The sequence below is a fragment of the Cryobacterium sp. Y50 genome (assembly GCF_002929805.1).
Lineage (GTDB): Bacteria > Actinomycetota > Actinomycetes > Actinomycetales > Microbacteriaceae > Cryobacterium.
In genome coordinates this window covers 1-24,675 of sequence record NZ_PJJM01000059.1, presented here as the reverse complement: position 1 = coordinate 24,675, position 24,675 = coordinate 1, and the positions used below count along the sequence as shown (strand labels likewise).

Genomic DNA, 24,675 nt, shown 5'->3' with positions numbered 1-24,675 from the left:
AGACCGGCTTCACCCACCCTGTACGCGCCATAACCACAACGTAACACGAGAATGCTTAACTGAACGGTATTGAGGCTAAGCCCCAGCAAGCCTTTAGCCTTCGGGTGCCTTCTTGCGCCAGCGGATGCCCGCCGAAATAAATCCGTCCAGGTCACCATCGAAGACGTTGCTCGGGTTGTTGACCTCGTACTCGGTGCGCAGGTCCTTGACCATTTGGTATGGCGCGAGCACGTAGCTGCGCATCTGGTCTCCCCAGCTCGCCGTGATGTTGCCGGCGAGTTCCTTCTTGGTCGCGGCTTCCTTCTCGCGCTCTAGCACCAGCAGCCGGGACTGCAGCACGCGCATGGCGGCTGCCCGGTTCTGAATCTGGCTTTTCTCGTTCTGACAGCTCACCACGGTGCCGGTGGGCAGGTGGGTGATGCGCACGGCGGAGTCGGTAGTGTTGACGGACTGGCCGCCGGGGCCGCTCGACCGGAACACGTCGACGCGAATGTCACCGTCGGGCACCTCGATCGACTCGGTCTGTTCGATCAGCGGCACGACTTCGACGGCGGCGAACGAGGTCTGGCGTTTGCCGGCCGAGTTGAACGGGCTCATTCGCACCAGGCGGTGCGTACCGGCCTCGACGCTGAGCGTGCCGAAGGCGTATGCGGCGTCAACCTCGAAGGTCGCGCTCTTGATGCCTGCCTCTTCGGCGTAGCTGATGTCGAGCACTGTGGTGCGGTAGTCGTGCTGTTCCGCGTAGCGCAGGTACATGCGCAGCAGCATTTCGGCGAAGTCGGCGGCATCCACTCCCCCGGCACCGGCGCGAATGGTGATGACGGCGTTGCGTTCGTCGAATTCGCCGTTGAGCAGGGTCTGCACCTCGAGCTCGCCGAGCAGTTTCTGCAGACTGGCGAGTTCGACGGTGGCCTCGTCGGCCAGTTCCTGGTCGCCCTGGCCGTCATTGGCCATCTCCACGAGCACCTCGAGGTCGTCGAGGCGGGCTCCGATGCTTTCGATGCGGGCCAGTTGCGACTGCCGGTGGCTGAGGTCGCTCGTCACCTTCTGGGCGTGCTCGGTGTCGTCCCATAAATCGGGCATGCCGGCCTCGCCGCTGAGGTCGTCAATCTCCCCGCGCAGTCGATCAATGTCGATTACCGAGCGGATGTCGCCGAACGTGGTCCGCAGCGCGGCGATCTGTACTGAGAAATCCAAGTCAATCATGTTCTGTTCAGCCTACCGGGCGACGGCTCGGTGATGCCTGGCTCGTGGGAGCACCGGGTGAACGGCACGGTCAGGAAAGCACGAACGGGATCGCTCTGCGAGTAGCATCGAAACCGATGAGCAACCACGAGCGCCCCTTCAGCCTGCGCTCGGTCGCCCTGGTCGCGTTTCTGCCGACCCTGCTGTTTTCGATCGGCGAAGGCGCGATCATCCCGCTGATCCCCGTGCTCGCAAGTGACCTTGGAGCTTCCCTGGCCATCGCCGGCGTGATCGCGGCGATGGTTATGCTCGGTGAGCTGGTCGGCGATATTCCCAGCGGCTGGATCGTTTCGCACATCGGGGAACGCAACGCGATGATCTGGGCATCCGCTCTCACAATCGGTGCCGTGGTCGTCTGCATTGTCGCTCCCAATCCGTTCGTGCTCGGTCTCGGCATCTTTCTAGTCGGCCTCGCCACGGCCATTTTTGCACTCGCCCGGCATGCCTTCATGACCAACTATGTGCCGTTGGTCTACCGAGCCCGCGCGCTGTCGACCCTCGGCGGCGTATTTCGCGCCGGCTGGTTTGTCGGCCCCTTTCTCTCGGCCGGCCTGATCCGTCTCACCGGCGGTACGCAGGCCGTATTCTGGGTGTTCATCATCTGCTGCGTCGCCGCATCAGCAACGCTGCTGTTGTTGCCAGACCCGTCAAAAACCTTCGTCACTCCCTCGGGTGATACTGCCATATTCGACGCCACCGACACGAGCACCGGCGCGATCAGCAGCACCGGAACGGCGCGACCGGCCGTGCCGGTGCAGGGATTGTTCCAGACCATTTGGAGTCACCGCGGAGTGCTTGTACGGCTCGGTACCGGAGCCGGCCTGATCGGTGCTATGCGCGCCAGCCGCACGGTGATGCTGCCGCTCTGGGCGGTCAGCATCGGCATCAGCGCCCCCGACACGGCATTGATTATCGGCATCGCCGGCGGCATCGATTTCGCCCTGTTCTATGTCAGCGGCCAGATCATGGACCGGTTCGGCCGCATCTGGAGCGCCCTGCCCTCGATGATCGGTCTCGGCGCCGGCCATCTGGCGCTCGCGTTCACCCACGACCTGCCGAGCAACGTCGAGTGGTTCATCGGCGTGGCCATGTTTCTCTCGCTCGCCAACGGGGTCGGTAGCGGCCTGTTGATGACGCTCGGCGCCGACCTCGCTCCGCGGCCGAATCCCGCACCGTTCCTGGGCGCCTGGCGATTCACGGCCGACTTCGGCAGCGCCGCAGCTCCCTTGGCGGTCGCCGGCATCACCGCTCTGGTCTCACTCTCGGTCGCCAGCGGGATGATGGGGGCGATCGGCCTCTGCGGCGCGGTGCTGCTGCGCCGCTACATCCCGCGCTACGCCCCGCATCGCCCCGGCCGTCTGCTCTAGCCCTACAAACCCGACTGAGTGGAATGTTCACGGGGGCGCGCGTGTTGGGGCAGATATGCCCCTCATCGGAGAATACGAACCAAGCACCGCCCAGTGGGTGCGCGACCAGGTCGACCTGTACGAGAAGTCCGGCGGCACCGAGGGCACCACTCTGCGTGGTATGCCCGTGATCGTACTGACCACCGTCGGCCTCAAGAGCGGCAAGCTGCGCAAGGCGCCGCTCATGCGCGTCGAACACGACGGCCACTATGCGGCCGTCGCCTCGCTCGGTGGCAGCCCCAAGAACCCCGTCTGGTACGCCAACGTCATCGCGCACCCAGAGGTCGAGCTGCAAGACGGGCCACAGAAGTGGGACATGCGCGCCCGCGAGGTCACCGGCGAAGAAAAGGCCATCTGGTGGGAGCGCGCCGTGGCAACATTCCCCGACTACGCCGCCTACCAGGTCAAGACCGAGCGCGAGATTCCTGTTTTCGTGCTCGAACCCATCGAATAAGGGTGGCGAAAGCAACCACCCGCAAGGCGTCGATCGACCGGATCACGCTGCCCGACCTCGACGACGACGACGGGGCGCTGCTGCGCTCGGGTGACGGTCGCGAGGCCGAGCGCTACACCGGCGTGAGCCTCGACGGCCGCGACCTGACCGGCATCTCGTTCGGGAGTGTGAATTTGTGGGAGTCTCCCTGCATGAGACCAAGCTGCGCGGAGCATCCTTCTCGGAATGTCTCGCCACTGACCTGCACGCCCCGGTGTTCAGCGCACCACGCTCGAACTGGCGTGACGTGCCGATCAACCATGCTCGACTGGGCTCGGTCGAGGTCTACGAAGCGACGCTGCGCTCGGTGTACCTTAACGGGTCGAAGCTCGATTTCGTGAACCTGCGCAACGCCACCCTGACCGATGTGCTGCTGAGCAACTGCATTATCGACGAACTCGACCTCGGCAGCGCCACTGTACAGCGCCTCGAACTGCAGAACTGCCGCATCGGCACACTCGACGTCGGCGGCGCCAAGCTCATGGACGTCGACCTGCGTGGGGGCGACTTCGCGGCCATCCGCGGTCTCGAGGGCCTGCATGGCGCCACTATCGACGATGCTCAGCTCAGCTTGCTGGCACCGCTGCTCGCCGCCCACCTCGGCCTGCGCGTCGAATAGGCCCGGCTCGATAAGCGGATGCCCGGCGCCAGCCTCGCAGCACCGTGCCGCGCAGTCAACGGCGCAGGGTCAACGACACGGGTTCAGGTGCTCAGAATCAGGGGATCGCGACCGCGATCAGCTCGAGGTCAGACTTCGGCCGGTCTCGCTGCGTAGCGATCGCGGCCCCGGCGGCCACGCAGACCACGACGATCGCTATCTGCTGCAGCAGCGTGAAGGTCTCGCCGAGCACGAGCGCGCCGAACCCGGCGGCGATCACCGGGCCGAAGCTCGTGATGATCGCGTACAGGCGCGGGCTGATCCGTCGCAGAATGTAGGTGTCGAGCGTATACGGAAAGGCCGAGGAGACGACTCCCACGAGTAGGAGCAACCCGACGACGCCCCAGGTGAATGCCGACAGGTCGAGGGTGAACACGGCGAACGGCACCACGATCACGAGGCTGACCAGGCTGGCGATGGAGATGCCCTCAAGGCCGGAAAATTCGGTCGCCACTCGGCGGGTCAGCAAAATGTAGCAAAACCAGGAGGCCGCTGCGGTCAGGGCGAGCGCGATGCCGAGCAGGTTGAGCGTGCCATCCGACCAGGTCAGCAGAAACACTCCCCCGGCGGCGGCCGCGGCGCAGATGAAGTCTAGGATGCGGCGGCTGGTGACGAGGGCGAGAGCGAACGGGCCGAGAAATTCAATGGTCGCCGCAACGCCCAGCCCGAGCATGCTCACGGCCTGATAAAAGCTGAGATTCATCACGGCGAGCACGACGCCGAGGGCGAGCGGCGGCCAGATGCGGCTCCAGGTCAGGTTTTTGAGCTTGGGCCGGGCCAGCGGCAGCACGACGATCACCATGACGATCTGCCGGGCTGCTACGACGACGGGTGAGCCGACGAGGGGAATGAGCAGTCCGGCCAATGACGACCCGAAATTGATGCTGACTTCGGTGGCGAGCTGAGCTCCCGCACCGCTCAATTGGTCTCGCTGGGTGCGCACTCTGCTCCTGTCGGCGCCGTCGGGGCACCTACCGACAATACCGCGTGCGGCATCCGCTCTCAGAATGCGCGAGCGGGGCGACTTACGGCTGCAGTGGAACGAACTGGTATTCGCTTGTGAGATGTTCGTGCTGGCAGGCACCGCAATAGAGCACTCCGGAGACACGCATCGCGTCGACCCGTGAGGAGCATTGAACGACCTTGGGCCCACAGCATGGCGAAATCACCATGAAACCACCCGATTCGGCCGGATCGTGACCGCTCAATCCGCGGTCATGGTGCATTCCCTCGCAGGGGAGAAGAGACTCGAAGTCGAGCTGCTCCACACTGCGCTCATCAACTTCGTATCGGTCTACTAGTGCATGCATGATTTCACAGCCGTTCTCGGAGGTACTGAGCCGCCATGCTGGGCTACGTCAACCGGTGGCGACCAGCCCGGTTGAACGACGACCCGAGGTCGCCGGCGCTACCAACCGGGGACCGGGGCTGGAACGAGTGTCGACTGCGGTATAAAAATGCGGGGCTTCCTACGGGGAGGAGACCTCTGTGTCGACTACGTGTCTGTGCATAGTACGCTTTCACCCTGAATACGCCAGTGTGATTGTGTGAGGCTCATTTCCCTCGTCGTGCACCGGCTCCGGCAGCTACAAACGCCTAGTGGAACACTGCCCGGGACACCGCAGTCACCTCGAGCGGGACCCCATCGGGAACCACGAGGGTAAGCACGGGTGGGCGCCACCACGACCGCAGGGTCACCGACGCGCTCTGCCCGTCAGCGGATGCCACACTCGTCACGCCGAGCGCCTCGAACGAGGGATGGGGAACGAGGCGCAGGTATTCATCCACCGCGGCTGAGACATCACCCGAGCGCAGCTGCGGACGTGGCCCCACCACGCCGACCTGCACCTCGCTGAGAGTGAAGGCCTCGGACCCGGCGAGCGCGGACCCGGCGGCGAGGGTCAGCAGCCGCTTGTGCTCGAGGTAGAGCGAGGTTGCGGACAGCGCCACCAGCACGAGGCTGAGGGCGAGAAAGCCGTAGAAGATGATGAAGCAGCAGGGTCGACCCGTCCTCGGCCCCGGCGTGCGGCAGACGGCGGGTCATTCGAGGCTGCCAAACCGGGACACGATCTGCGTCGATGCCGCGGTCATCGGTACGCTCGCACTCTGGCTGAGAGCGAGCAGGTTGGGCATGAGCGGCAGGGCGATGCCGATGCGCACGGTGACCGTCACGAGAGCCTGGCGGGTGAGGCATTGGCTCGGCCCACCGGAGCACTCGATCTGCACCTCGGCATCTCCGGCATCCAGTCCGTAGTCTTCGAGCGCGAAGGCCACTGCCCGCCGAGCGCGCTCGGTCGCCGTGGCTTGGTCCGGGGACTGCACGTAGACCCTGGCTGCCTGCCGCGCGGCGCCCTCCACGGCGAGCGCACCGCCCTGCAACGACGACAGGGCGAGCACGAGGTAGACCAGCGGAACCAGCAGGATCATTCCCGCTGTGATGAACTCCAGCGATGCCGAACCGGCCTCGCTCCCGGGCGCCCCGGAGCGACTATTCCAACGTCTCGACCGCGGCATGCGCGACCACCTCCAGTCCGCGCGGGGCACCGAGTAGGCCCATCAGCGGCAGTGGCGCCACCACGCGCACTTCGACGCTCGGGTAGTCAGTACTCAGTCCGTAGCGGGCGACCACGTCGGTGGCATAGGTCGCTCCGATGGCGGTCGTGATCAGATCGCGCGTTCGCGCAGCTCCGGCGGGCAGGCTGCTGTCGGCGAGCGTGGCATAGCGGGCGCCCTCGGCCGCCGCATCGAGCACGGTGTTGCGAATGTGCAGCGCGAGCGCCAGCTGCATGACCATGAGTGTGAGAAAGGTCAGCAACGACACCACCATGACGAACTCGGCCACGGCGGAACCCGCCTCGTCGCGCAACGTGGGAAAGCGCAACCAGGCGAGCCACCGCATTCGCTTGTGCACGGGTCGGTCAGAAACTGCTGACGCGATCCATGGCCTGCTGGAAGACCCCGCTGAGGGCCGGACCGGCAAGACCCCAGATGATCAAAACCAAACCGGCCGTCATCAACGTGATCAGCACCCAGCCGGGCACGTCACCCGTTTCATCGCGGAGCAGACCCTTGAGGCGAAGCATGACTCGGGACATGGCATTCTCTTTTCTGGTGAGCGGGACGGTACAGGGGCAGTGCGTTCAGAATCCGGCCTGTAGAACAACCAGCCCGGGAAAAACAGCGAAAAGTACGGTCATCGGCAAAATCAGAAAAACCAGCGGCACGAGCATGGCTACTTCCTTCTTACCGGCCATCTCGAGCAGCGAGCGTTTGGTCTGGTCGCGGGAATCCTGTGCCTGCGCCCGTAACACCTCGGCGATCGGCGAGCCCCGGTCGAGGGCACCGGTGACCTGATCGACAAACCGGGTCACCTCCGGCAACTGGATACTTCGCGACAGCGCCGAGAGCGCCACCCCGATTGGCACTCCCGAGTGCACCTCGGTGATCACCCCCGCAAATTCTCGCGACAGCTCCCCCGAGCTCGTGCGGGACACCCGCCTGATCGAATCCAGGATGCCTTCCCCCGCCGACAGCGACAGGGTGAGAAATTCGAGAATGGTTGGCAACTCGCTGCGCATGCGGGCTAACCGGGCGGTGGCGGCACGCTGCAGCAGCCAGTCCCGCAGCACGGCACCGCCGATTGCCACTATGAATGGCACCACCACGCGCGCCGGCCATGGAAGTTCCGGAAGGGTGACGATGGTCACCACCGTGCCGGCGGCAAAGGCAAGAAGCGCCCAGACCAGTTGCACCGAGCGAAACTCCAGGGTGGTCTTCGCCGAGCCCGACTGATGGAGGCGTCGCGCGATGGTCTCGCTGCCGCCGAGCAGGTTCGACAACCCGCGGGTGAGCGCCCCGAACAGCGGCGCGAACAGGCTGCCCAGCACCGGAATCGGATTGACGGTTCGCCGGGCGACGATGCTGCGGGCTTCAGCGGAGACGTCAAGAATGTACGGCACGACCCGATCGATCAGACGAGGCCGGGTCAGCCGCGGCGTCAGGCTCACGAGCGACCACAGCCCAACGCCGAGACCACTTCCGCAGAGCACGGCCCAGCCCAGTGCGGCGCTCACCGGCCGCACCCGCCAGCTACGCGAACCATCGGCGTTCCTCCGGCAACCGGCCGAGCGCGAGCATGACGCGGTACGCGACGATCGACAGGGCCAGTCCGCTCGCGATCACGACGACCCCGGCCGGCGAGTTGTAGGCCACGGCGGCTTCCGGGCGGGACGCGAGCAGCACCAGGATGATCCACGGTGCGGCCACCCCCAGTCTGGCCGCGTTGACGACCCAGGACTGGCGCGCCTCCACCTCGAGCCGCACCGCGGCATCCTGCCGCAGCCAGGCTGCGAGGCTGCGCAGCACCACCGTGAGGTCGCTTCCGCCCACCTCCCGGGCCATACGGAGGGTTTCCAAAATGCGATCGGCGACCGGATCGGCTAGGGAGCGTTTGAGTTCGTCGATGCAGTAGCTGAAATTGCCGGTGGCCCGGTACTCCCGCTCAAACTGGGCGAAAGCCGTGCGGGTGGCGACCGGTCCGGCCTGGGCGAGGCTGCTCACACTGTCGGGCAGGGCCAGCCCGGAGCGCAGCGCCGACACCAGATGGTCGACGACATCGGGCCAAACCGTGCGGTTGGCCCGGCGCCGGGCCGTGGCCCGCCAGGAGACGATCAGCCACGGCAGCAGCACTCCGACCAGTCCGGCGACGGCGCTCAGCGCCTGCACGGCGAACAGGCCGTGCATCAGGGCAGCGGATGCCACACCCACGATCGTGGACACCGCCAGGAACGCCGACACCGGCACCGACCGCAGCCCGCCCTGAACCAGGCGCACCCGCATCCGCTCCCTGGCGCCCGCTCGGCCCCCCACGGATGCAGCTCCGGCCGGCCAGAGAAACGGCGCAAGCAGCAGCACGAGCCCACTCCCGAGCAGACACCCCAGCACGAGAGTCATGCGGCACCCTGTCGCAGAACCTGTGCCGGGTCGACGCCGGCCGCACGAAACTTGGCGAGCTTGGTGGGGTGCGAGCCGGTCGGCTCGAGGTGTCCGTGCGGGGACAGAAACAGGGGGCTCGCCTCGATCGTCGAGCCGGCCAATTGACCGCTCGGCGCAATGATCTCGGTGACCCGGCGACGGCCGTGCTGGTCGATCTCACAGTGCACCACGATGTCGATGCAGCCGGCCACCGTCGGCAGCACGAAGGAGGAGTCGATGTTGCGCCCGGCCAGCAGCGGCAGGGTGCAGAGCTTGGCCAGCGCATCCCGCGCGCTGTTGGCGTGAATGGAGCACATTCCGGGAAGTCCGCTATTCAAAGCAATCAGCAGGTCAAGGCTTTCAGCCTCGCGCACCTCGCCGACGACCAGCCGGTCAGGCCGCATGCGCAGGGATTCCTTGATCAGGCGGCGCAGGGTGATCTCGCCGGTGCCCTCAAGGCTTGGCTGCCGGCACTGCATCGCAACGACGTCGCGGGCCGACAGATCGAGTTCGAAGGTCTCTTCAACCGTCACGATGCGCTCACCCGGCCGAGTCGACGAGAGCAAGGCGTTCAGCATCGTGGTCTTACCGGTTTGGGTGGCGCCGGACACCAGAATGTTCTGGCCGCCCAGCACGCAGATCCGCAGAAAATCGGCTGCCTGCTGGGTAAGCGAGCCGAGCCCGACGAGCTGGTTCAAATCGCGAATGCGCCGGGTGAACTTACGAATGTTCACCGCCCAATATTTTCGTGTTATATCCGGGATAACGACGTGCAACCGGGAACCGTCGGGCAACGAGGCGTCGACGAACGGCGACGAGAGGTCGACGCGGCGACCGGAGGCCTGCAGCATCCGCTCAACGAGGTCGCGCACGTCCTGCTCGCCGAGCAGCAGCGTGGTCAGCTCTGGGACCCCGTCGCGGGCGACGAAGACCAGGGTTGGACCATTGATCCAAATCTCTTCGATCTCCGGATCATCCAGAAACGGCTGTAACACTCCGAAACCGGTCAGCGCCGCCACAACTTCGCGGGCGGCCTGGTGCTCGTCGGCGATCATCGGCGCGAGCCCGCTTAGCGCCCGCTCGCTGTACCGGCGCAGTTCGTCGCGCACGTACTGCTCGACCAGCGCGTTATTCGCCGCCAGGTCGACGCCCTCGCAGCGCACTCGCGATCGCACTTGCTCTGTGATGATACGAACGGCTTCGGTCATTCCCGTATGATGGCCCCATTTGCCGTTCTGCGTAAAAGTTATCCACAGGGCTTGTTTTTAGGTGCCTCGAACCCCAAAAATGGTCGCAACGGATGTCGGGCATCCGTTGCGACCATCAGCGATAGACCCAGCGTCAGCGGGCTGACCAGCCGCCATCCATCGTGTAGCTCGACCCAGTGACCATGGCAGCGTCATCGGAGGCGAGCCAGGCCACGAGCGACCCGACCTCGTTCGGTTCAACCAATCGTTTAATGGCGCTTTCGGTGAGCATGATCTTGCTGAGCACCTCGGCCTCCGGGATACCGTGCACCAGGGCCTGGTCGGTGATCTGCTTCTCGACCAGGGGGGTGCGCACGTAGCCGGGGGCCACGCAGTTGCTCGTGACTCCGTGCGCTCCGCCCTCGAGGGCGGTGACCTTGGACAGGCCTTCGAGCCCGTGTTTGGCCGACACATAGGCACTCTTGAACGGCGAGGCGCGAATGCCGTGCACCGAGGTCACATTGATGATACGCCCGAAGTTCGCCGCGTACATCTGCGGCAATACGGCCCGAATCAGCAGGAACGGGGCCTCCAGCATGAGTGTGAGAATGTTGTGAAAATCGGCCGGCTTGAAGTCTTGAATCGGATTGATCCGTTGAATACCGGCGTTATTGACCAGAATGTCGACGCCGTCCAGCGCCCTAGCAAGAGCGTCGTCGGTCAGGGCCTCGGCAGCCATCAGGTTGACGGTCCAGATCGACCCGCCGACCTCCGCGGCCAGGGCGGTCGCCCCCGCCGTGTCGATGTCGGCGACGACGACGTGCGCTCCCCGGGCAGCGAGCGCTCGAACGACAGCCGCCCCGATTCCGCTCGCCCCGCCGGTAACGAGGGCGCGACGACCGGCGAGGGGCTGGCCCGGGGTTTGAGCGAAGAGTGCGCTAGCGCCGACGGCGACGGTGAGATCAGTCATTTGGTTCCTTTTGGTTTCGCGATCGCTGCAGGGTGGGTCGGTCAGAGGCGGTGCACCCACGAAGTCCCGCCTCTGACCGACCCAATGAGTCGAGCCTGGTCAGTTGCCGGTGTCGACGGGCTCGAGACCGTGCTTGCGGGCGTCTACGGCGTCGACCTCGCGCAGCGATGCTCCCTTGGTTTCCTTGAGGGTGACGACGGCAACCACTGTGATCGCGCAGGCGATCATGATGTAGATCGCAACCGGAACCCAGGAGTTGTATTCCTGGAGCAGCGCAGAGGCGATGATCGGTGCCATCGAACCAGCCAGAATCGAGGTGACCTGGTAGCCGAGCGATACCCCCGAGTAGCGCATCCGGGTCGGGAACATTTCGCTCATGATCGCGGGCTGGCCCGCATACATCAGGGCGTGGAAGCAGAGCCCGACCGTGACGGCGAGAATGATGAGCACCGGGTTCAGCGTGTCGAACATGGGGAAGGCAAAGAACGCCCAGCTGGCACCGAGCACGGCACCGGCGAGATAGACGGTCTTGCGGCCGAGACGATCGGAGAGCCGGCCTACCTGCGGGATCACGATGAAGTGCACGACGTGGGCGATGAGCAGGGCAATCAGCAGCTGGCCCGTGTCATACTCGTGCACCGTCTTCAGATACACGATCGAGAAACTCACGATGATGTAATACAGGATGTTCTCGGCGAAGCGCAGACCCATGGCTCCGAGGATTCCCTTGGGGTACTTCTTCACGACCTCGAGCACGCCGTAGTTGACAACCTTCTCGGCTTCGACCTGCGCGCGGGCTTCCAGAAAAATTGGGGCTTCGCTGACCTGGGTGCGAATGTAGTACCCGATCACGACGATGATCGCGGAGAGCCAGAACGCCACGCGCCAGCCCCAGCTGAGGAACTGCTCGGGCGGAAGGACCGCGGTCATGGTCAGCAGCACAAGGGTGGCGAGCAGGTTTCCCACCGGAACGGCGGCCTGCGGCCAGCTCGACCAGAAGCCACGCGACGCGTTCGGGCTGTGCTCGGCGACGAGCAGAACGGCACCGCCCCATTCACCACCGAGCGCGAAGCCCTGGATGAAGCGGAGGGCCACGAGCAGCGCGGGGGCCCAGTAGCCGATAGTGTCGAAACCGGGCAGGCAGCCCATCAGGAAGGTAGCGGCACCAACCATGATGATCGTCACCTGCAGCGTGTGCTTGCGCCCGAGTTTGTCACCGATCTGGCCGAACACGATGCCACCCAGAGGCCGGGCGATGAACCCGACGGCGTAGGTGACGAAGGCGGCGATAATGCCGTCCAGCTCACTGCCGACGTTCGGAAAGAAGACCGTGCCGAAGACCAGGCTCGCGGCCGTGGCGTAGAGGAAGAACTCGTACCATTCCACGACGGTTCCGACCATGGAGGCGGCGACGATCTTCTTGAGGCCGGACTTTTTGGTTTCGCTCCCGGCGGTTGGCGTTGCCGTACCGGAACCGGCAGCCCCAACGCGTTGATTGACACTCATTGTCTGTCTCCTTTGTGTCGTCAATGACACGTACTGTGAGGTGAGAAGTGCGGCGATGTGAACTCGGTCGCCTGGGAGAAGCACGACCTGACCGAGTATTCCCGCAGAATGGCCGGGCAACAAGAGCCAAAATGACAGAGGGCGTGTGCATAATTGCAGATATGACCTTTGAACCGGCTGTCACCGACCCACACCCCGATGATCTGCTGATCTTTCTGGCCGTTGCCCGCACCGGGCGCTTCACGACCGCCGCCGAGGGCCTGGGCATCAATCACACCACGGTAGCCCGGCGGATCGCCGCTCTGGAGAAGGCGCTCGACGGTCGTCTGTTGGCCCGCGCGGCCGGCGGCTGGGAGCTGACCGAGCTCGGCCACCGAGCCCTGACTGCGGCCGAAGGCGTCGAATCGGCGCTCACCCTGCTACGCAGCTCCGAGACGGACTCCCCGCAGCTGTCCGGGGTGGTGCGAATGTCAGCCACCGACGGCTTCAGCGCGTACATCGCCGCGCCGGCCGTGGCAGCGCTGCAGCGACGGCATCCGCTGCTGTGTGTTGAAGTCGTCACCGTGACACGTCGAGCCCTGCAGCACCGCTCCGGACTGGATATCGAGATCGTCGTCGGTGAGCCGCAGGTACACCGGGCCGAATCAATCCTGCTCGGCTACTACCATCTCGGCATGTATGCCTCCCGGCAGTACCTGGCCGAGCACGGCACTCCGACGACGGTGGAGGAGTTGACGCAGCATCCGCTCGTCTATTTTGTGGATTCGATGCTGCAGGTCGACGATCTCGACACGCCGAGGCGGCTGGTACCGCAGATGCGGGAGTCACTCAGCTCGACAAACGTCTTCGTGCATGTCGAGGGCACCAGGGCTGGCGCTGGAATCGGCTTTTTACCCTGTTTCATGGCTGATCAGCACGCTGATCTGGTGCGTGTGCTGCCGCAGATTTTTCAGGAGCGACTGCCGTACTGGATGGTGTTGCGCACCGAATCGCTGCGGCTGCCAGCCGTGGCGGCACTGGTGGGCGCCCTGCGGGCCCAGGTGGAGTCGTATGCCGCGGCGTTGCTCGGTCACGACAACCAACGAGATCCTGCCGCGCAGCTGGCCATCTAGACTAGGAACACACCGGCGGGAGTGGTGGAATTGGCAGACACGCAGGATTTAGGTTCCTGTGCTTTCGAGCGTGGGGGTTCAAGTCCCCTCTCCCGCACACGGTCGTCGGGCGTTGATCCCCCAGAATTCAGGGGCATAGCGGCCGGGCAACTTCTCACGATTGCGCGTTACTCTGAACCCGGTATCCGCTGCACTCACCCGATAATTGCCCGCCGCCAACTGGAGTTCCCTGCATGAATCCCACCGCACTGATTCCCTGGCTCGACCCGACCCAGATCATCGAATTGGCCGGTCCGTGGGCGCTGCTTGTCGTCTGCGCCATCGTCTTCGCGGAGACCGGATTGCTCGTCGGGTTTCTCCTCCCCGGAGACACGCTGTTGATCATCACCGGCCTACTCGCGTTCCCCGCAGCGGGCGTGATTCAGATCGACATCTGGTGGGTCGCACTGGCCATCGGCTTTGCGGCATTTCTCGGCGGCGAGGTCGGCTACCTCATCGGGCACAAGTTCGGCCCGCGCGTCTTCGAACGCAAGGAATCCGGCCTGTTCAGCATCAAGAACGTCGACCGCACTAATGCATTCTTTGTGCGTTTCGGCGGAGTCGCCGTCATCGTGGCCCGGTTTGTACCGATTGTACGCACCTTTGCCCCAGTTGCCGCCGGCGTCGGCCACATGGACTACCGCAAGTACACCCTGTACAACCTGATCGGTGCTCTGCTCTGGGGAACCGGGCTGACCTTTGCCGGCTATTTTCTCGGCTATATCCCGCCGGTCGCCGACTTTGTGACAACCTACATCGACCTGATCCTGATTGGCGCTGTCGTGATCACCCTGATCCCGACGGTCTACCACTACGTGCAGTCGGTCGTGAAGGCCCGCCGTCTGCGTGACCAGCCCACCACGGCCACCGGCAGCCACATGCTCGACCCCGACACGTTCAACACGAACCACTCCGGCCGGCACGAGGTCTGATCAGCGCGGTCTGAACAACTCAGCGGTGCTGTCGGTCTTCGTGCTCGGCGTGCTCGGCCGGTTCCAGTTGGAAGGTGGAGTGTGCGACATCGAAATGCTTCGCCAGACACCCCGACAGCTCATCGAGCAGGGTGTCGGTGCCAGCAGCGAGCACCGTCGGCTCGACGACGACGTGGGCGGTGAACACGTGCGCGCCGCTGGTGATGGCCCAAACGTGCACATCGTGTACGGCGACGACGCCGGTGGTACCGAGCAAATGGAGCCGAATCTCAGACACGTCCGTGTCAGCCGGCGTTGACTGGCTGAACACCCGCACGACGTCGCGCAGCAAGAAGTAGGCGCGCGGCACGATCATTCCGGCTATGACCAGCGAGGCGACAGCATCCGCTTGTACAAAACCGGTCGAGAGGATGACGATGGCCGCGACGATCACAGCCACCGACCCGAGAGCGTCACCAAGCACCTCGAGGTAGGCGCCACGCATGTTGATCGACCCGGCTGCGGCCGGACGCAGCAGCACCATAGCAGCCACGTTCGCGGCGAGACCGATGATCGCGACGACGAGCATGGGAGTGCCGAGCACCTCCGTGTCGCTCGAGTGCACAAGCCGCAGAACTGCCGAAACGGAGACGACAGCGGCCACAACGAGCAGGATCAGACCATTGATGAGCGCGCCGAACACTTCAGCGCGCTGAAAGCCGAAGGTGGCCCGGTCCGTGGCCGGTCGGGCCGCGACCAGAGTGGCGGTCAACGCGACGATGAGCCCGAACAGATCGGAGAGCATGTGCCCGGCGTCGGCCAGCAGGGCGAGCGAGCCGGTCAGCCAGGCGCCCAGCACCTCAAGCACCAGCACGGAGCCCACGATGCCGATGGCGATCGACAAACGCCTCCGGTTCGATCCGGTACCGTGCGCGTGATCGTGATCATGACCCATGGCACAAGGTTAGGGCCGTAGCGGGCTGCTCGCCAGCCGCCCGGTGAGTTGCCGGTTAATCAGCTGCCGAGCACCTCGCGCAATACCGGAACGAGACCCTCGAAGGCGATCGCCCGATGGCTGATCTGGTTCTTCACGTGCGCCGAGAGTTCGGCGGCCGAGATGGCATAGCCATCGGGCAGAAAGATCGGGTCGTAACCGAATCCGTTCTTGCCGGCCGGTTCGAACAGAAGCTGCCCCGGCCATTCGCCGGTCACGGCACGTTCGCTGCCGTCGGGCAGCGCGAGTGCCGCCACGCAGGTGAAGTGGGCGTCGCGGTGCTGCTCGGGAACGTCGCTGAGTTGCCAAAGTAACAGTCGCAGGTTCTCGCCAGCGTCTTTGGCCGGGCCAGACCAGCGCGCAGAGAATATACCGGGCGCTCCGCCGAGAATGTCGACACAGATGCCGGAATCGTCGGCAATGGCCGGCAGCCCGGTGTGCGCCGCAGCAGCACGAGCTTTGATCAAGGCATTCTCGGTGAAACTGACGCCGTCCTCGACCGGTTCGGGGCCGTCGTAGGCGAGCACCTCAACGCCCGGAAGCTGTGGGGCCAGGATGCGCCGCAGCTCTTCGACTTTGTGGGCGTTGTGAGTGGCAAGAACGATCTGCACGCTTCAGTTCCCCAGTGCGCTGGTCTGAAAATCGGTCAAGGTGATGGCGCCCTTCAGGGCAAGATCGAGCAGCGTGTCCAGTTCATTGCGGTCGAACGGTGCCGCCTCGGCGGTGCCCTGCACCTCGACGAACTTGCCTCGACCGGTCACGACCACATTCATGTCCGTGTCGGCGCGCACATCTTCGGTGTAGGCCAGATCGAGCATGGGGACGCCGCCAATGATGCCGACCGACACGGCCGAGACGCTGTCGATGAGCGGCTGCGCCTTCTGCGAGATGAACTTCTTGCTGCGACCCCACTCGAGGGCGTCTGCGAGGGCAACGTAAGCACCCGTGATGGCCGCGGTGCGGGTGCCACCGTCGGCCTGCAGTACGTCACAGTCGAGTACCAGAGTGTTCTCGCCCAGCGCCTTCATATCGACGACAGCGCGTAGGCTGCGGCCGATCAAGCGGCTGATCTCGTGGGTGCGGCCGCCGATCTTGCCCTTGACCGATTCGCGGTCCATGCGACTATTGGTCGAGCGCGGCAGCATCGAATACTCGGCAGTGACCCAGCCCTTGCCCGTGCCGCTCATCCAGCGCGGAACGCCATTGGTGAACGATGCCGTGCACAGCACCTTGGTGCGCCCGAAGGAGATCAGTGCAGACCCTTCGGCTTGGTCGCTCCAGCCGCGCTCGATCGTGATCGGGCGAAGTTCGTCGTTGGTGCGCCCGTCGGCGCGCAGGGTTTCGGTCACGGTGTACTCCTAGTGGTTCGGGTTCAAGACTGAAAAGGGTGGCGATGCGAGTGCGCTTAGGTTGATCGCGCCGGTCTCGATCAGTTCGACTCGGTTGATTTCAGGGCCGATCAGGCGATGGGCGAGGGCCAGAAAATCCTCGGCGCTGTCGCCTGTGGCCTCATAGCGGTAGGTGGGCGGGGTTATGCGGCCGCGTTCGAGCCCCTGGCTGACCAGTACCCGGTAGACGTCGTTGGCGGTTTCGGTGTCGCTGGAGACCAGGGTTACGCCCTCCCCCATGACATAGGAGATCGCGCCCCGCAGGAACGGATAGTGGGTACAGCCGAGCACCAGGGTGTCGACCTCGGCCGCGCGCAGCGGCGCGAGATACTCCTCGGCGACGGCAAGTAATTCGGCACCGGTCGTGACACCGGACTCGACGAACTCCACAAAGCGGGGACAGGCCTGGCTGAACAGGGAGATTTGCGGCGCCGCAGCAAAGGCATCGTTGTAGGCGCGGGAGTTGATGGTGCCGACCGTTCCGATCACCCCGACCCGCTGGTTACGCGTGGTCACGACCGCGCGGCGCACTGCGGGCTGGATGACTTCAATCACCGGCACGCTGTAGCGTTCGCGGGCATCGCGCAGCATGGCCGCCGACGCCGTGTTGCAGGCGATGACGAGCAGTTTCACGTCTTGGGCGACGAGATCATCGAGCACATCGAGTGCGAAACCGCGCACGTCGGCGATCTTCTTCGACCCATAGGGCGAGTGCGCCGTATCGCCGATATAGAGGATAGATTCGTTCGGCAACTGGTCCTTGATCGCCCGGGCGACGGTCAGGCCGCCCACTCCGGAATCGAAAATACCAATCGGTGCATCCTTCACGGAGACTAAGCCTAGCCCGACCGAGCGGATAAGCTGTTTCGGGTGACCCCGTCCCCCACTTTCTCCGTGTCTGCACATGGCGGCCCAGCCGCTCGCACCCCCGCATTCCGCACCGACCGCTATGAACTTACGATGGTCGACGCCGCGATCCAAAGCGGCACCGCCGATCGCGAGTGTATGTTCGAGGCCTTCGCCCGGCGCCTGCCGGCTGGACGCCGCTATGGCATCGTGGCCGGCACCGGCCGTCTGTTGGAACTGATTCGGCAGTGTCGCTTCGAAACCGAAGAACTGACCTGGCTGGAGCAGAACGGGGTCGTGCACACGTCCACCCTCGACTATCTGGCCAATTATTCCTTCAGCGGCAACATTTGGGGGTATCAGGAAGGCGAAGCTTACTTTCCCGGGTCGCCGCTACTGCTGGTGGAAAGCACCTTCACCGAGGGCGTCATTCTGGAGACACTTATTCTGAGTGTGCTCAACTACGACATCGCGGTCGCGAGCGCGGCCGCGCGCATGGTCTCGGTGAGCCTCGGCCGCCCGATCGCCGAAATGGGGTCGCGCCGCACCAATGAACACTCGGCGGTCGCCGCTGCCCGCGCCGCGTTCATCGCCGGCTTCGCATCGACCAGCAACCTCGAAGCCGGCCGCCAATGGGGCCTGCCGACGATGGGCACCGCCGCGCACTCATTTATTTTGCTGCACGACAGCGAAGAAGAAGCATTCCAGGCACAAGTGGATGCCTTCGGTGCGGCCACGACGCTGCTCGTCGACACCTACGATGTGCCAGCCGGCATCGCACTGGCGGTCAAGGTAGCCGGCCCCGACCTCGGCTCGATCCGCATCGACTCCGGCGATCTGCCTACCGTTGTAGCCGCCGCGCGGGCCCAGCTCGACGCGCTCGGCGCCGTGAACACGAAGATCACTGTCACGAGTGACCTCGACGAGTTCGCCATCGCAGCCCTGTCGGCTAGCCCGGTCGACGCCTTCGGAGTTGGTACCTCAGTGGTCACCGGGTCGGGCGAACCGGCCGCCGGCCTGGTCTACAAGCTGGTCGCCCACAAGGGACACGGCGAGGACTGGATTTCCGTCGCCAAGACCTCGACCGCGAAACTCTCCATCGGCGGCCGCAAGAGCGCGCTGCGCCGAGTGGATGGCGCCGGAATCGCTCAGGAAGAAATCGTAGTGCTCGACCACGGGCCCGCTGCCCAGTTCGATTCCCGTAGCGGACTGGAACGAGCACTCCTCGTGCCCCTGATCGAAGGCGGCACCGTCGACGAACGCTACCTGGGATCTGCCGGGACCCTGCGCGCTCGCGCCCACAACGCATCCGTTATGCAGGAATTGCCGATTGAAGCGTTTCGACTCGGGCGCGGTGAGGCTGTTATTCCGACCTCGTATCGCTAGCTGCGGCCGGAATAGCTGTTACTTGGCCTTCATCTTTTCGTAGATAGCCTTACAGGTCGGGCAGACCGGAAATTTCTCCGGATCGCGTCCCGGCAACCACTTCTTGCCGCATAGCGCCTTGACCGGCTTGCCAGAAATGGCCGACTCCATGATCTTGTCCTTGGGGACATAGTGAGAAAACCGTTCATGGTCGCCCGGCTCGAGTTGCTCCTGCGTGATGAGTTCTTCGAGCTCACGGTCGAGCGTGGAAGTTCCGCCGCCGGGCTGGCCGGGTTCTGCAATGCTCGCGCGAAATTCAGTCATGGCACCAGTCTAAGCAATCTCGCGCCGGCTGGGCAGGCGCGTGCTGATCAGGCGCGCTGCGCGGAGGCGAGCATCTCGGGTCCACGACGTTCAAAGGTACGCGAGCCGAGCCAGATTCCCACGATCACGGCGAGCAGGCCGAGTCCGATTCCAATTCCCAGGCTACGCAGATGCCATACCGGATCTTCGGTGACTCCCAGATAGGCGAAAATGAGCGCGGGCAGGGCGAGAACGATTGAGCCGGTGAAGGTCAACGATTGCACGAGAGCGGATGCCGTGTCGGAGGCCTGCGGCTGCGCAAACGGGCTGTCGCCGGGTTTGCTGACCGGGTACGGAAACCTCGTCGAGGTGTAGCTCGAAAAGCCCAGACCGGCCAGGAGAATGCAGGTACTCACTCCCAGCATGGAAGGCAAGACCGTCCAATCGCCGTAGAGCCAGATACTGACGGCCGACCCAATGCCGATAACAGGGACGGCAATGGCCAGTGCGGGAACGAGTCGACCAATTCGGTCCGCTACCCCGCGCGTACCGGAGGCAACGTGCAGCCAGATCGCCGTGCTGTCGTAGGCGACGTCGTTGTGCATGGTCCAACCTAGGAAGACGCACATAAGAGGCACCGGTAGCAGGGCGAGGTAGTGCACGGGCACACCGGCGATGTTGAGTGGCAGGACCGCGATGATCGGAACGATCGGGATCATGATGAGCGATACCCAGTAGCGTGAGTCACGGGCCCAATAGGTGAAGGTGCGGGCGGCGATGGCGCCGACGGCGTTGTGCGGCATACGGTCGAACCAGCCCAGCCCGGAGTACTGCTTCGCTGCCGCTTCGCGACCGGGCGACACGAGCATACGCGCCACGACCAGCTGCCAGATCAACCACAGGGTGTAGACCGACGCCGCCGCGATGACGAGCTTGAGGATCGCCGGGCCCCACGCTCCGGTGGAGGCATCCCCGGGAACAGCCCAGGCTGCGCCGAGCGGAGTCCAGCCCAGAATCGAGGCGAGCGTGCCGAGCAGCGCACGACCGTGACGCGCCCAGTCCGTGCTGATCAGTACCACAACCACCGGGGAGATCATGACTAACACGACGACTCCAATGAGGCCGGTGAATTCTCGCGAACGCCGGGTGGAGAGCAGAAATGCCGCGAGGGATACGCTCACTCGCGACAAAAGAATGCAGGTGGCCAGGATGAGCCCGGCCGAGACGAGCGCGAGCAGCGCCTGGCCCACGCCACGCGACCAAGTGAACACGGTTCCGAGCAGAACAATGCTCAGTGTGACGGCCGGACCACCGATGAGAGCCGACCCCGCCAGGCCCAGCGACAGAGAACGGTTAGGAATGCCCAGGAAGGCAAACTTGCGTGGGTCCATGCTGTCGTCGATTCCGGCGACGATCGGGATGAGCAGAAAGCCCAGCACCACCACCGATCCGGCCACGATGAGCGAATCTCGAATCAGAGCTGGGTCACCGATGAACCGCAGGGAGATCAGGACGACCAGGAATGTCATGGCAACGCCGAGCCCGTAGAGCAGGCCTACGACCAGGCCGACGACCTGCCAGGGACTACGACGAAACAGGTTGGCGAGCAGTCGGAGTTTCAGTCCGAAAAATTGTGCAACCATTCCATGCCCTCCGCCACCTTGCGTCCACCGGCGAGTTCAACGAACCGGTCTTCGAGCGTCTTCTGACCGCGAACCTCGTCAACGGTGCCGGCCGCCAGGACCCGCCCCTGCACGATGATCGCGACGTGATCACAGACCCGCTGAATCAAATCCATACCGTGGCTGGACAGCACGACCGTGCCACCAGCGGCAACGTATTTCTGCAGAATTTCGGTGACGTTGACCGCGGAAACAGGGTCGACCGACTCGAACGGTTCATCGAGCACGAGCACGCGGGGAGAATGGATCATGGCACAGGCCAAGGCGATCTTCTTGGTCATGCCGGCGGAGTAGTCGGCGACCAGCCGGTTGAGTGCGTCCTCGAGGCCGAACGCTGCGGCCAAATCCGCCGAGCGGGTACGCACAGTGTCGTTGTCGATCCCGCGGAGGGTGCCAGCGTAGTAGAGCAGCTGCGCCCCGGTCAGTCGATCGAACAGCCGAAGCCGATCGGGCAGCACCCCGATGACACGTTTGGCGTCGTTGGGTCGCTTCCAGACATCGATACCGTGCACGGTGACGGTTCCTGCTGCCGGCCGCAGCAACCCGGTGATCATGGACAGGGTCGTGGTCTTACCGGCACCGTTCGGTCCGACAATGCCATAGAACGACCCGGCACGAACGGTCAGGTTGAGGTTGGAAACTGCGACGGTCTGTCCGAAGCGTTTGATCAGGCCACGGGCCTCGATCACGATCGTTGCCGGCTTGCCCACAGATTCGGGCACCGACTTCGGCTGTGCCCTGGGCGTCGTTTGAATCTTGGACTGAGCCTCGGACTGGGGCTCTAGCTCGGCCGGCTCCGTGGGCGCAGCGGTGCGGAGCCGATCCTGGAGTGCATCGCGAGTCGCATACGGACGAGTCGTTCCGTCGGTGGAGCTATTGGAAAGCGAGGACGTCGTGGCCCCGGACTGTGCTGGAGTGGCGGTTGAAGCGGGGACGGATGCCTTACGAACCGTCGGCTTGCGCACCGTCGGCTTGCGCACCGTCGGTTTACGTGCGGCCGGCTTGCGTATGGCAGGCTCGGCCGGTGTGGCAGGCTTGGCCGGTGTGGCCGTCGTGTCAGTGGATGTCGATGCATTCGGTTCAGACGCGGTCGGTTTCTCGGCCGTGGCCGCAGCCGGTGCCCTGGCGGCCGGCTTACGCACGGCCGGCTTACGCACGGCAGGCTTACGCACGGCAGGCTTACGCACGGCAGGCTTACGCTCAGCCGGCTTACGCACGGCAGGTTTACGCTCAGCCGGCTTAGAAACGGCAGGGTCATGCTCATTCGGTTTAACGAGGGCTGACTCACTTGCCGCCGGATTCGCGGCGTTGAGTTTCACGATCTTTCGTTCCACGGCGTTCGGCGCTTTCGATTCTGCAGAAGTGTCGGTGACAGATTCGTCGTCAGGTTCAGAGTTGAGCGGCACAAAAGTCACTCAGTTAACCTACCAAGGACCACCGCCCTGAGGGCGCGGACGGCCGGCTGACAGCCATTTCAACCTGTGAGTACGCTCCATGCCGGGTCACGAAATGGACACGTGCCGAGCCGTTTTTGCCCGCGGAACGACCCAACGGGTTATGGTGAGATTGACATAACGGTGTGTCTTTACGTGAACATGTGGGTGAATCCTGAGCAAACTCTTCGCAAGCGAATGGGTTTTCAGTCGTAGCCCCGATCATTCTTGAGGAGATAATCGTGACGACGCAGGCAGCTAAGACGCAGTCGGTCAAGACGCACGTCGTCATCCTGGCGGCCGGCATGGGCAGTCGTCTTGGACGCTCGCTGCCGAAGCCGCTCACCGAACTGAACGATGGCCGCACCATCATGCAGCAGCAGTTCGACAACATCGCGCATGCCTTCGGCAAAGCCGCCGAGGTCACCATCGTCGTCGGCTACAAGCTTGAGCACATCATTGAAGCGTTCCCGCAGGCATCCTTCGTCTATAACGAAGAATACGACCAGACCAACACATCGAAGAGCCTGCTGCGTGCCCTGCAGGCTTCGAAGCCGGGTGGCGTGCTCTGGATGAACGGCGACGTTGTCTTCGACCCGGCCATTCTCGACCGCGCTGCCGCCATGATGGCCCGTGACCAGTCTTTCGTCACAGTGAACACCGACAAGGTATCCGATGAAGAGGTAAAATACACGACCAGCGCCGAGGGCTACATCAAGGAGCTGTCCAAGACCGTCAAAGACGGTCTTGGCGAAGCTGTCGGCATCAACTACGTGTCGAGCGCCGACAAGGCAACCCTCATTCGCCAGCTAATCAAGGTCGCCGACCAGGACTACTTCGAGCGCGGCATCGAGCTTGCGATCGAGCAGAACCGCATGCTGGTGGAGCCGGTGAACATCTCCGACTTCTACGCCGTCGAGGTAGATTTCGCCGAAGACCTCAAGCGCGCGAACCTGTTCGTTTAACCCACATCAACTCGCACGACCAAAACCCCTGCGCCTCGGCGTGGGGGTTTTTGAGCATCGCGACTTCAACCCGCCCTAGCACGGGCCAGCGATTCCGGGATAAAGGTCCCGTCTGCTGAGCACCGAAGGTGTCGGCGTCCCGGGCTGGGCCGTACAGAAGTGGCGTCGCAACCGCTGCATTCGAGTTCATACCTCGGTGCGGTCGCCCCGTCAGTTATAGCGGGATTTGGTCGCAGTCGGGCCTCAGAGTGACAGTACGGGCAAGTTATTCTCATGGAATGAACTCCTTCGTTCGGTCCCGCCCCGGCGAATCTGAAAAATCCAACATCTCACAGGACCATTCGCCTCAGTTTGTTCCCATCCAACTCGCAACCGATACCCCCTCTCTCCTTCTGTCTACCCCCCATTCTGGGGATAGTTCCATGCTTTAGAGGGATGCCCCTCGCTTTCTAGACGCGCCACTCGATCGCGGCCGCAGGCGCACGAATATCCCACCGCTGGCGTAGATTTGAGGTACGAAACTTTCAGAGGGTGGTCAGACGTGGCGCAGGACAGCATGACCGACGAACGGGACATCCTCGAGGTCGAGACCGTGGTGCTCGTTGCCGAGGACGGAACGCCGATCGGCGTGGCCGACAAGGCGCTCGTGCATGACTTCGACACGGCGCTGCACCTAGCATTCTCATGCCACGTCTTCGATGAAAACGACCGCATCCTGGTTACCCGCCGCGCGCTGACCAAGAAGGCCTGGCCGGGTGTGTGGACGAACTCGTTCTGTGGTCATCCTGCGCCCAGAGAGACCCTGGAAAATGCAGCAATTCGCCGCGCGAGCCATGAACTCGGCATCGAACTAACCGAACTCACTCTGGCCCTGCCCGACTTTCGCTATCGTGCACTCGACGCGTCCGGCATCGTGGAAAACGAAATCTGTCCGGTTTTCACAGCGGTCACAAGCTCGACGGTTGCGCCCCGCGCTGACGAGGTCTTGGAATGGCGGTGGGTGCCCCGCGCCGACCTCGTGTCGGCGGTACGGACCACCCCTTGGGCATTCAGCCCCTGGCTGACCCTGCAGCTCCCCCTGCTCTTTCCGCAGGTTTAGATCGCTTCGACACGAATTCAACTAGTGTCCTGCGTCGGAAGTTCGTTGTAGAAGTCGTTTGAGGGATTCGAGGATTTGTTCCGCGGATTTGGTCCAGAT

The 24,675-nt window shown here is 64.0% G+C and carries 26 protein-coding genes and 1 tRNA gene; 9 read left to right on the top strand and 18 right to left on the bottom strand.

What is annotated here, in order from left to right; genetic code table 11:
• Positions 1 to 93: 93 nt before the first annotated feature.
• Positions 94 to 1,206 carry a peptide chain release factor 2 gene (gene prfB, locus CXY73_RS02240; RefSeq protein ID WP_104137378.1) on the bottom strand — a complete coding sequence of 371 codons (1,113 nt, stop codon included), beginning with the start codon at positions 1,204 to 1,206 and terminating at the stop codon, positions 94 to 96.
• Positions 1,207 to 1,322: 116 nt separating this feature from the next.
• Here prfB and CXY73_RS02235 point away from each other — a divergent pair, with 116 nt between their 5' ends.
• The 3 genes from CXY73_RS02235 to CXY73_RS02225 all read left to right on the top strand — a co-directional run bounded on the left by CXY73_RS02235 (position 1,323) and on the right by CXY73_RS02225 (position 3,763).
• Entirely contained in the window at positions 1,323 to 2,612 is a 1,290-nt protein-coding gene (locus CXY73_RS02235) for an MFS transporter (protein WP_104176681.1), read from the top strand.
• Between the two features lie 55 nt (positions 2,613 to 2,667).
• The gene (locus CXY73_RS02230; RefSeq protein WP_104176680.1) at positions 2,668 to 3,105 is read left to right on the top strand and encodes a nitroreductase family deazaflavin-dependent oxidoreductase; all 438 of its coding nucleotides are present in this window, start codon (positions 2,668 to 2,670) and stop codon (positions 3,103 to 3,105) included.
• Between the two features lie 175 nt (positions 3,106 to 3,280).
• Entirely contained in the window at positions 3,281 to 3,763 is a 483-nt protein-coding gene (locus CXY73_RS02225) for a pentapeptide repeat-containing protein (RefSeq protein WP_104137390.1), read from the top strand.
• Positions 3,764 to 3,860: 97 nt separating this feature from the next.
• Here the strand turns inward: CXY73_RS02225 and CXY73_RS02220 are convergent, their stop codons facing one another.
• From CXY73_RS02220 to CXY73_RS02180, 10 genes are all read right to left on the bottom strand, one after another.
• Positions 3,861 to 4,745: a DMT family transporter gene (locus CXY73_RS02220; protein ID WP_104137392.1), complete on the bottom strand. Its 885-nt coding sequence runs from the start codon at positions 4,743 to 4,745 to the stop codon at positions 3,861 to 3,863.
• A 653-nt stretch (positions 4,746 to 5,398) separates the two neighbouring features.
• Positions 5,399 to 5,752: a hypothetical protein gene (locus CXY73_RS02215; RefSeq protein WP_146071588.1), complete on the bottom strand. Its 354-nt coding sequence runs from the start codon at positions 5,750 to 5,752 to the stop codon at positions 5,399 to 5,401.
• Positions 5,753 to 5,842: 90 nt separating this feature from the next.
• A complete protein-coding gene (locus CXY73_RS02210) occupies positions 5,843 to 6,316 on the bottom strand; it encodes a hypothetical protein (protein ID WP_104176678.1) in 474 nt (157 codons plus the stop codon).
• Positions 6,291 to 6,713, bottom strand: a complete 423-nt coding sequence (locus CXY73_RS02205; RefSeq protein ID WP_368665894.1) for a TadE/TadG family type IV pilus assembly protein — start codon at positions 6,711 to 6,713, stop codon at positions 6,291 to 6,293. Before CXY73_RS02205 ends, CXY73_RS02210 begins: the two co-directional genes overlap by 26 nt.
• 7 nt (positions 6,714 to 6,720) lie before the next feature.
• Positions 6,721 to 6,897 carry a hypothetical protein gene (locus CXY73_RS22195; RefSeq protein WP_199185246.1) on the bottom strand — a complete coding sequence of 59 codons (177 nt, stop codon included), beginning with the start codon at positions 6,895 to 6,897 and terminating at the stop codon, positions 6,721 to 6,723.
• 45 nt (positions 6,898 to 6,942) lie between these two features.
• Positions 6,943 to 7,875 (bottom strand): type II secretion system F family protein, encoded by a 933-nt coding sequence (locus CXY73_RS02200; protein ID WP_104176677.1) that lies wholly within the window; start codon positions 7,873 to 7,875, stop codon positions 6,943 to 6,945.
• Between the two features lie 16 nt (positions 7,876 to 7,891).
• Positions 7,892 to 8,755, bottom strand: coding sequence for a type II secretion system F family protein (locus tag CXY73_RS02195; RefSeq protein WP_104134264.1), 864 nt, complete (start codon positions 8,753 to 8,755; stop codon positions 7,892 to 7,894).
• Complete coding sequence (locus tag CXY73_RS02190; protein ID WP_104134263.1) at positions 8,752 to 9,984, bottom strand: CpaF family protein; 1,233 nt, start codon at positions 9,982 to 9,984, stop codon at positions 8,752 to 8,754. The genes CXY73_RS02195 and CXY73_RS02190 overlap by 4 nt, the downstream gene beginning before the upstream one ends.
• 133 nt (positions 9,985 to 10,117) lie before the next feature.
• Positions 10,118 to 10,933 (bottom strand): 3-hydroxybutyrate dehydrogenase, encoded by an 816-nt coding sequence (locus CXY73_RS02185; protein WP_104134262.1) that lies wholly within the window; start codon positions 10,931 to 10,933, stop codon positions 10,118 to 10,120.
• Positions 10,934 to 11,032: 99 nt separating this feature from the next.
• The gene (locus tag CXY73_RS02180) at positions 11,033 to 12,439 is read right to left on the bottom strand and encodes an MFS transporter (RefSeq protein WP_104176676.1); all 1,407 of its coding nucleotides are present in this window, start codon (positions 12,437 to 12,439) and stop codon (positions 11,033 to 11,035) included.
• Positions 12,440 to 12,600: 161 nt separating this feature from the next.
• Between CXY73_RS02180 and CXY73_RS02175 the strand changes: the two genes are divergently transcribed.
• The 3 genes from CXY73_RS02175 to CXY73_RS02165 all read left to right on the top strand — a co-directional run bounded on the left by CXY73_RS02175 (position 12,601) and on the right by CXY73_RS02165 (position 14,522).
• Entirely contained in the window at positions 12,601 to 13,551 is a 951-nt protein-coding gene (locus CXY73_RS02175) for a LysR family transcriptional regulator (protein ID WP_199185245.1), read from the top strand.
• 15 nt (positions 13,552 to 13,566) lie between these two features.
• A tRNA-Leu gene (locus tag CXY73_RS02170) sits at positions 13,567 to 13,648 on the top strand.
• Positions 13,649 to 13,784: 136 nt separating this feature from the next.
• A complete protein-coding gene (locus tag CXY73_RS02165) occupies positions 13,785 to 14,522 on the top strand; it encodes a DedA family protein (protein WP_104134259.1) in 738 nt (245 codons plus the stop codon).
• A 19-nt stretch (positions 14,523 to 14,541) separates the two neighbouring features.
• Here the strand turns inward: CXY73_RS02165 and CXY73_RS02160 are convergent, their stop codons facing one another.
• From CXY73_RS02160 to murI, 4 genes are read right to left on the bottom strand one after another with little or no spacing between them, the layout of a single operon-like run.
• Complete coding sequence (locus CXY73_RS02160) at positions 14,542 to 15,456, bottom strand: cation diffusion facilitator family transporter (RefSeq protein ID WP_104176674.1); 915 nt, start codon at positions 15,454 to 15,456, stop codon at positions 14,542 to 14,544.
• 59 nt (positions 15,457 to 15,515) lie between these two features.
• On the bottom strand, positions 15,516 to 16,106 hold the full coding sequence (gene rdgB, locus CXY73_RS02155; protein ID WP_104134257.1) for an RdgB/HAM1 family non-canonical purine NTP pyrophosphatase: 591 nt from the start codon (positions 16,104 to 16,106) through the stop codon (positions 15,516 to 15,518).
• Positions 16,107 to 16,109: 3 nt separating this feature from the next.
• On the bottom strand, positions 16,110 to 16,844 hold the full coding sequence (gene rph, locus CXY73_RS02150) for a ribonuclease PH (protein WP_104176673.1): 735 nt from the start codon (positions 16,842 to 16,844) through the stop codon (positions 16,110 to 16,112).
• A gap of 9 nt (positions 16,845 to 16,853) precedes the next feature.
• Positions 16,854 to 17,711: a glutamate racemase gene (gene murI / locus CXY73_RS02145; RefSeq protein ID WP_104134255.1), complete on the bottom strand. Its 858-nt coding sequence runs from the start codon at positions 17,709 to 17,711 to the stop codon at positions 16,854 to 16,856.
• A gap of 132 nt (positions 17,712 to 17,843) precedes the next feature.
• Between murI and CXY73_RS02140 the strand changes: the two genes are divergently transcribed.
• A complete protein-coding gene (locus tag CXY73_RS02140) occupies positions 17,844 to 19,115 on the top strand; it encodes a nicotinate phosphoribosyltransferase (protein WP_104176672.1) in 1,272 nt (423 codons plus the stop codon).
• An 18-nt stretch (positions 19,116 to 19,133) separates the two neighbouring features.
• Here the strand turns inward: CXY73_RS02140 and CXY73_RS02135 are convergent, their stop codons facing one another.
• Genes CXY73_RS02135 through CXY73_RS23395 form a run of 3 tightly spaced genes read right to left on the bottom strand, consistent with a single transcriptional unit; the run spans position 19,134 to position 22,494 of the window.
• The gene (locus CXY73_RS02135; RefSeq protein ID WP_104134253.1) at positions 19,134 to 19,418 is read right to left on the bottom strand and encodes a DUF3039 domain-containing protein; all 285 of its coding nucleotides are present in this window, start codon (positions 19,416 to 19,418) and stop codon (positions 19,134 to 19,136) included.
• A gap of 47 nt (positions 19,419 to 19,465) precedes the next feature.
• Entirely contained in the window at positions 19,466 to 21,040 is a 1,575-nt protein-coding gene (locus CXY73_RS02130; RefSeq protein WP_104176671.1) for a hypothetical protein, read from the bottom strand.
• Complete coding sequence (locus CXY73_RS23395) at positions 21,016 to 22,494, bottom strand: ATP-binding cassette domain-containing protein (protein ID WP_369831198.1); 1,479 nt, start codon at positions 22,492 to 22,494, stop codon at positions 21,016 to 21,018. The genes CXY73_RS02130 and CXY73_RS23395 overlap by 25 nt, the downstream gene beginning before the upstream one ends.
• Before the next feature lie 260 nt (positions 22,495 to 22,754).
• On the opposite strand from CXY73_RS23395, the gene CXY73_RS02120 reads away from it, so the two are divergent.
• Positions 22,755 to 23,477, top strand: coding sequence for an NTP transferase domain-containing protein (locus CXY73_RS02120; protein ID WP_255411342.1), 723 nt, complete (start codon positions 22,755 to 22,757; stop codon positions 23,475 to 23,477).
• A gap of 556 nt (positions 23,478 to 24,033) precedes the next feature.
• Positions 24,034 to 24,576 carry an isopentenyl-diphosphate Delta-isomerase gene (idi, locus tag CXY73_RS02115; protein WP_104176682.1) on the top strand — a complete coding sequence of 181 codons (543 nt, stop codon included), beginning with the start codon at positions 24,034 to 24,036 and terminating at the stop codon, positions 24,574 to 24,576.
• Positions 24,577 to 24,675 lie beyond the last annotated feature (99 nt).

Coding starts and splice junctions, on each gene's coding strand:
- prfB (WP_104137378.1), bottom strand. CDS start 1,206: ATGATTGACTTGGATTTCTCAGTACAGATCGCCGCGCTGCGGACCACG.
- CXY73_RS02135 (WP_104134253.1), bottom strand. CDS start 19,418: ATGACTGAATTTCGCGCGAGCATTGCAGAACCCGGCCAGCCCGGCGGC.
- CXY73_RS02165 (WP_104134259.1), top strand. CDS start 13,785: ATGAATCCCACCGCACTGATTCCCTGGCTCGACCCGACCCAGATCATC.
- CXY73_RS02175 (WP_199185245.1), top strand. CDS start 12,601: ATGACCTTTGAACCGGCTGTCACCGACCCACACCCCGATGATCTGCTG.
- CXY73_RS02160 (WP_104176674.1), bottom strand. CDS start 15,456: ATGGGTCATGATCACGATCACGCGCACGGTACCGGATCGAACCGGAGG.
- CXY73_RS02195 (WP_104134264.1), bottom strand. CDS start 8,755: ATGACTCTCGTGCTGGGGTGTCTGCTCGGGAGTGGGCTCGTGCTGCTG.
- CXY73_RS02185 (WP_104134262.1), bottom strand. CDS start 10,933: ATGACTGATCTCACCGTCGCCGTCGGCGCTAGCGCACTCTTCGCTCAA.
- CXY73_RS22195 (WP_199185246.1), bottom strand. CDS start 6,897: ATGTCCCGAGTCATGCTTCGCCTCAAGGGTCTGCTCCGCGATGAAACG.
- CXY73_RS02180 (WP_104176676.1), bottom strand. CDS start 12,439: ATGAGTGTCAATCAACGCGTTGGGGCTGCCGGTTCCGGTACGGCAACG.
- CXY73_RS02210 (WP_104176678.1), bottom strand. CDS start 6,316: ATGCCGCGGTCGAGACGTTGGAATAGTCGCTCCGGGGCGCCCGGGAGC.
- CXY73_RS02230 (WP_104176680.1), top strand. CDS start 2,668: ATGCCCCTCATCGGAGAATACGAACCAAGCACCGCCCAGTGGGTGCGC.
- CXY73_RS02190 (WP_104134263.1), bottom strand. CDS start 9,984: ATGACCGAAGCCGTTCGTATCATCACAGAGCAAGTGCGATCGCGAGTG.
- CXY73_RS02130 (WP_104176671.1), bottom strand. CDS start 21,040: ATGGTTGCACAATTTTTCGGACTGAAACTCCGACTGCTCGCCAACCTG.
- CXY73_RS02235 (WP_104176681.1), top strand. CDS start 1,323: ATGAGCAACCACGAGCGCCCCTTCAGCCTGCGCTCGGTCGCCCTGGTC.
- CXY73_RS02140 (WP_104176672.1), top strand. CDS start 17,844: ATGGTCGACGCCGCGATCCAAAGCGGCACCGCCGATCGCGAGTGTATG.
- idi (WP_104176682.1), top strand. CDS start 24,034: ATGACCGACGAACGGGACATCCTCGAGGTCGAGACCGTGGTGCTCGTT.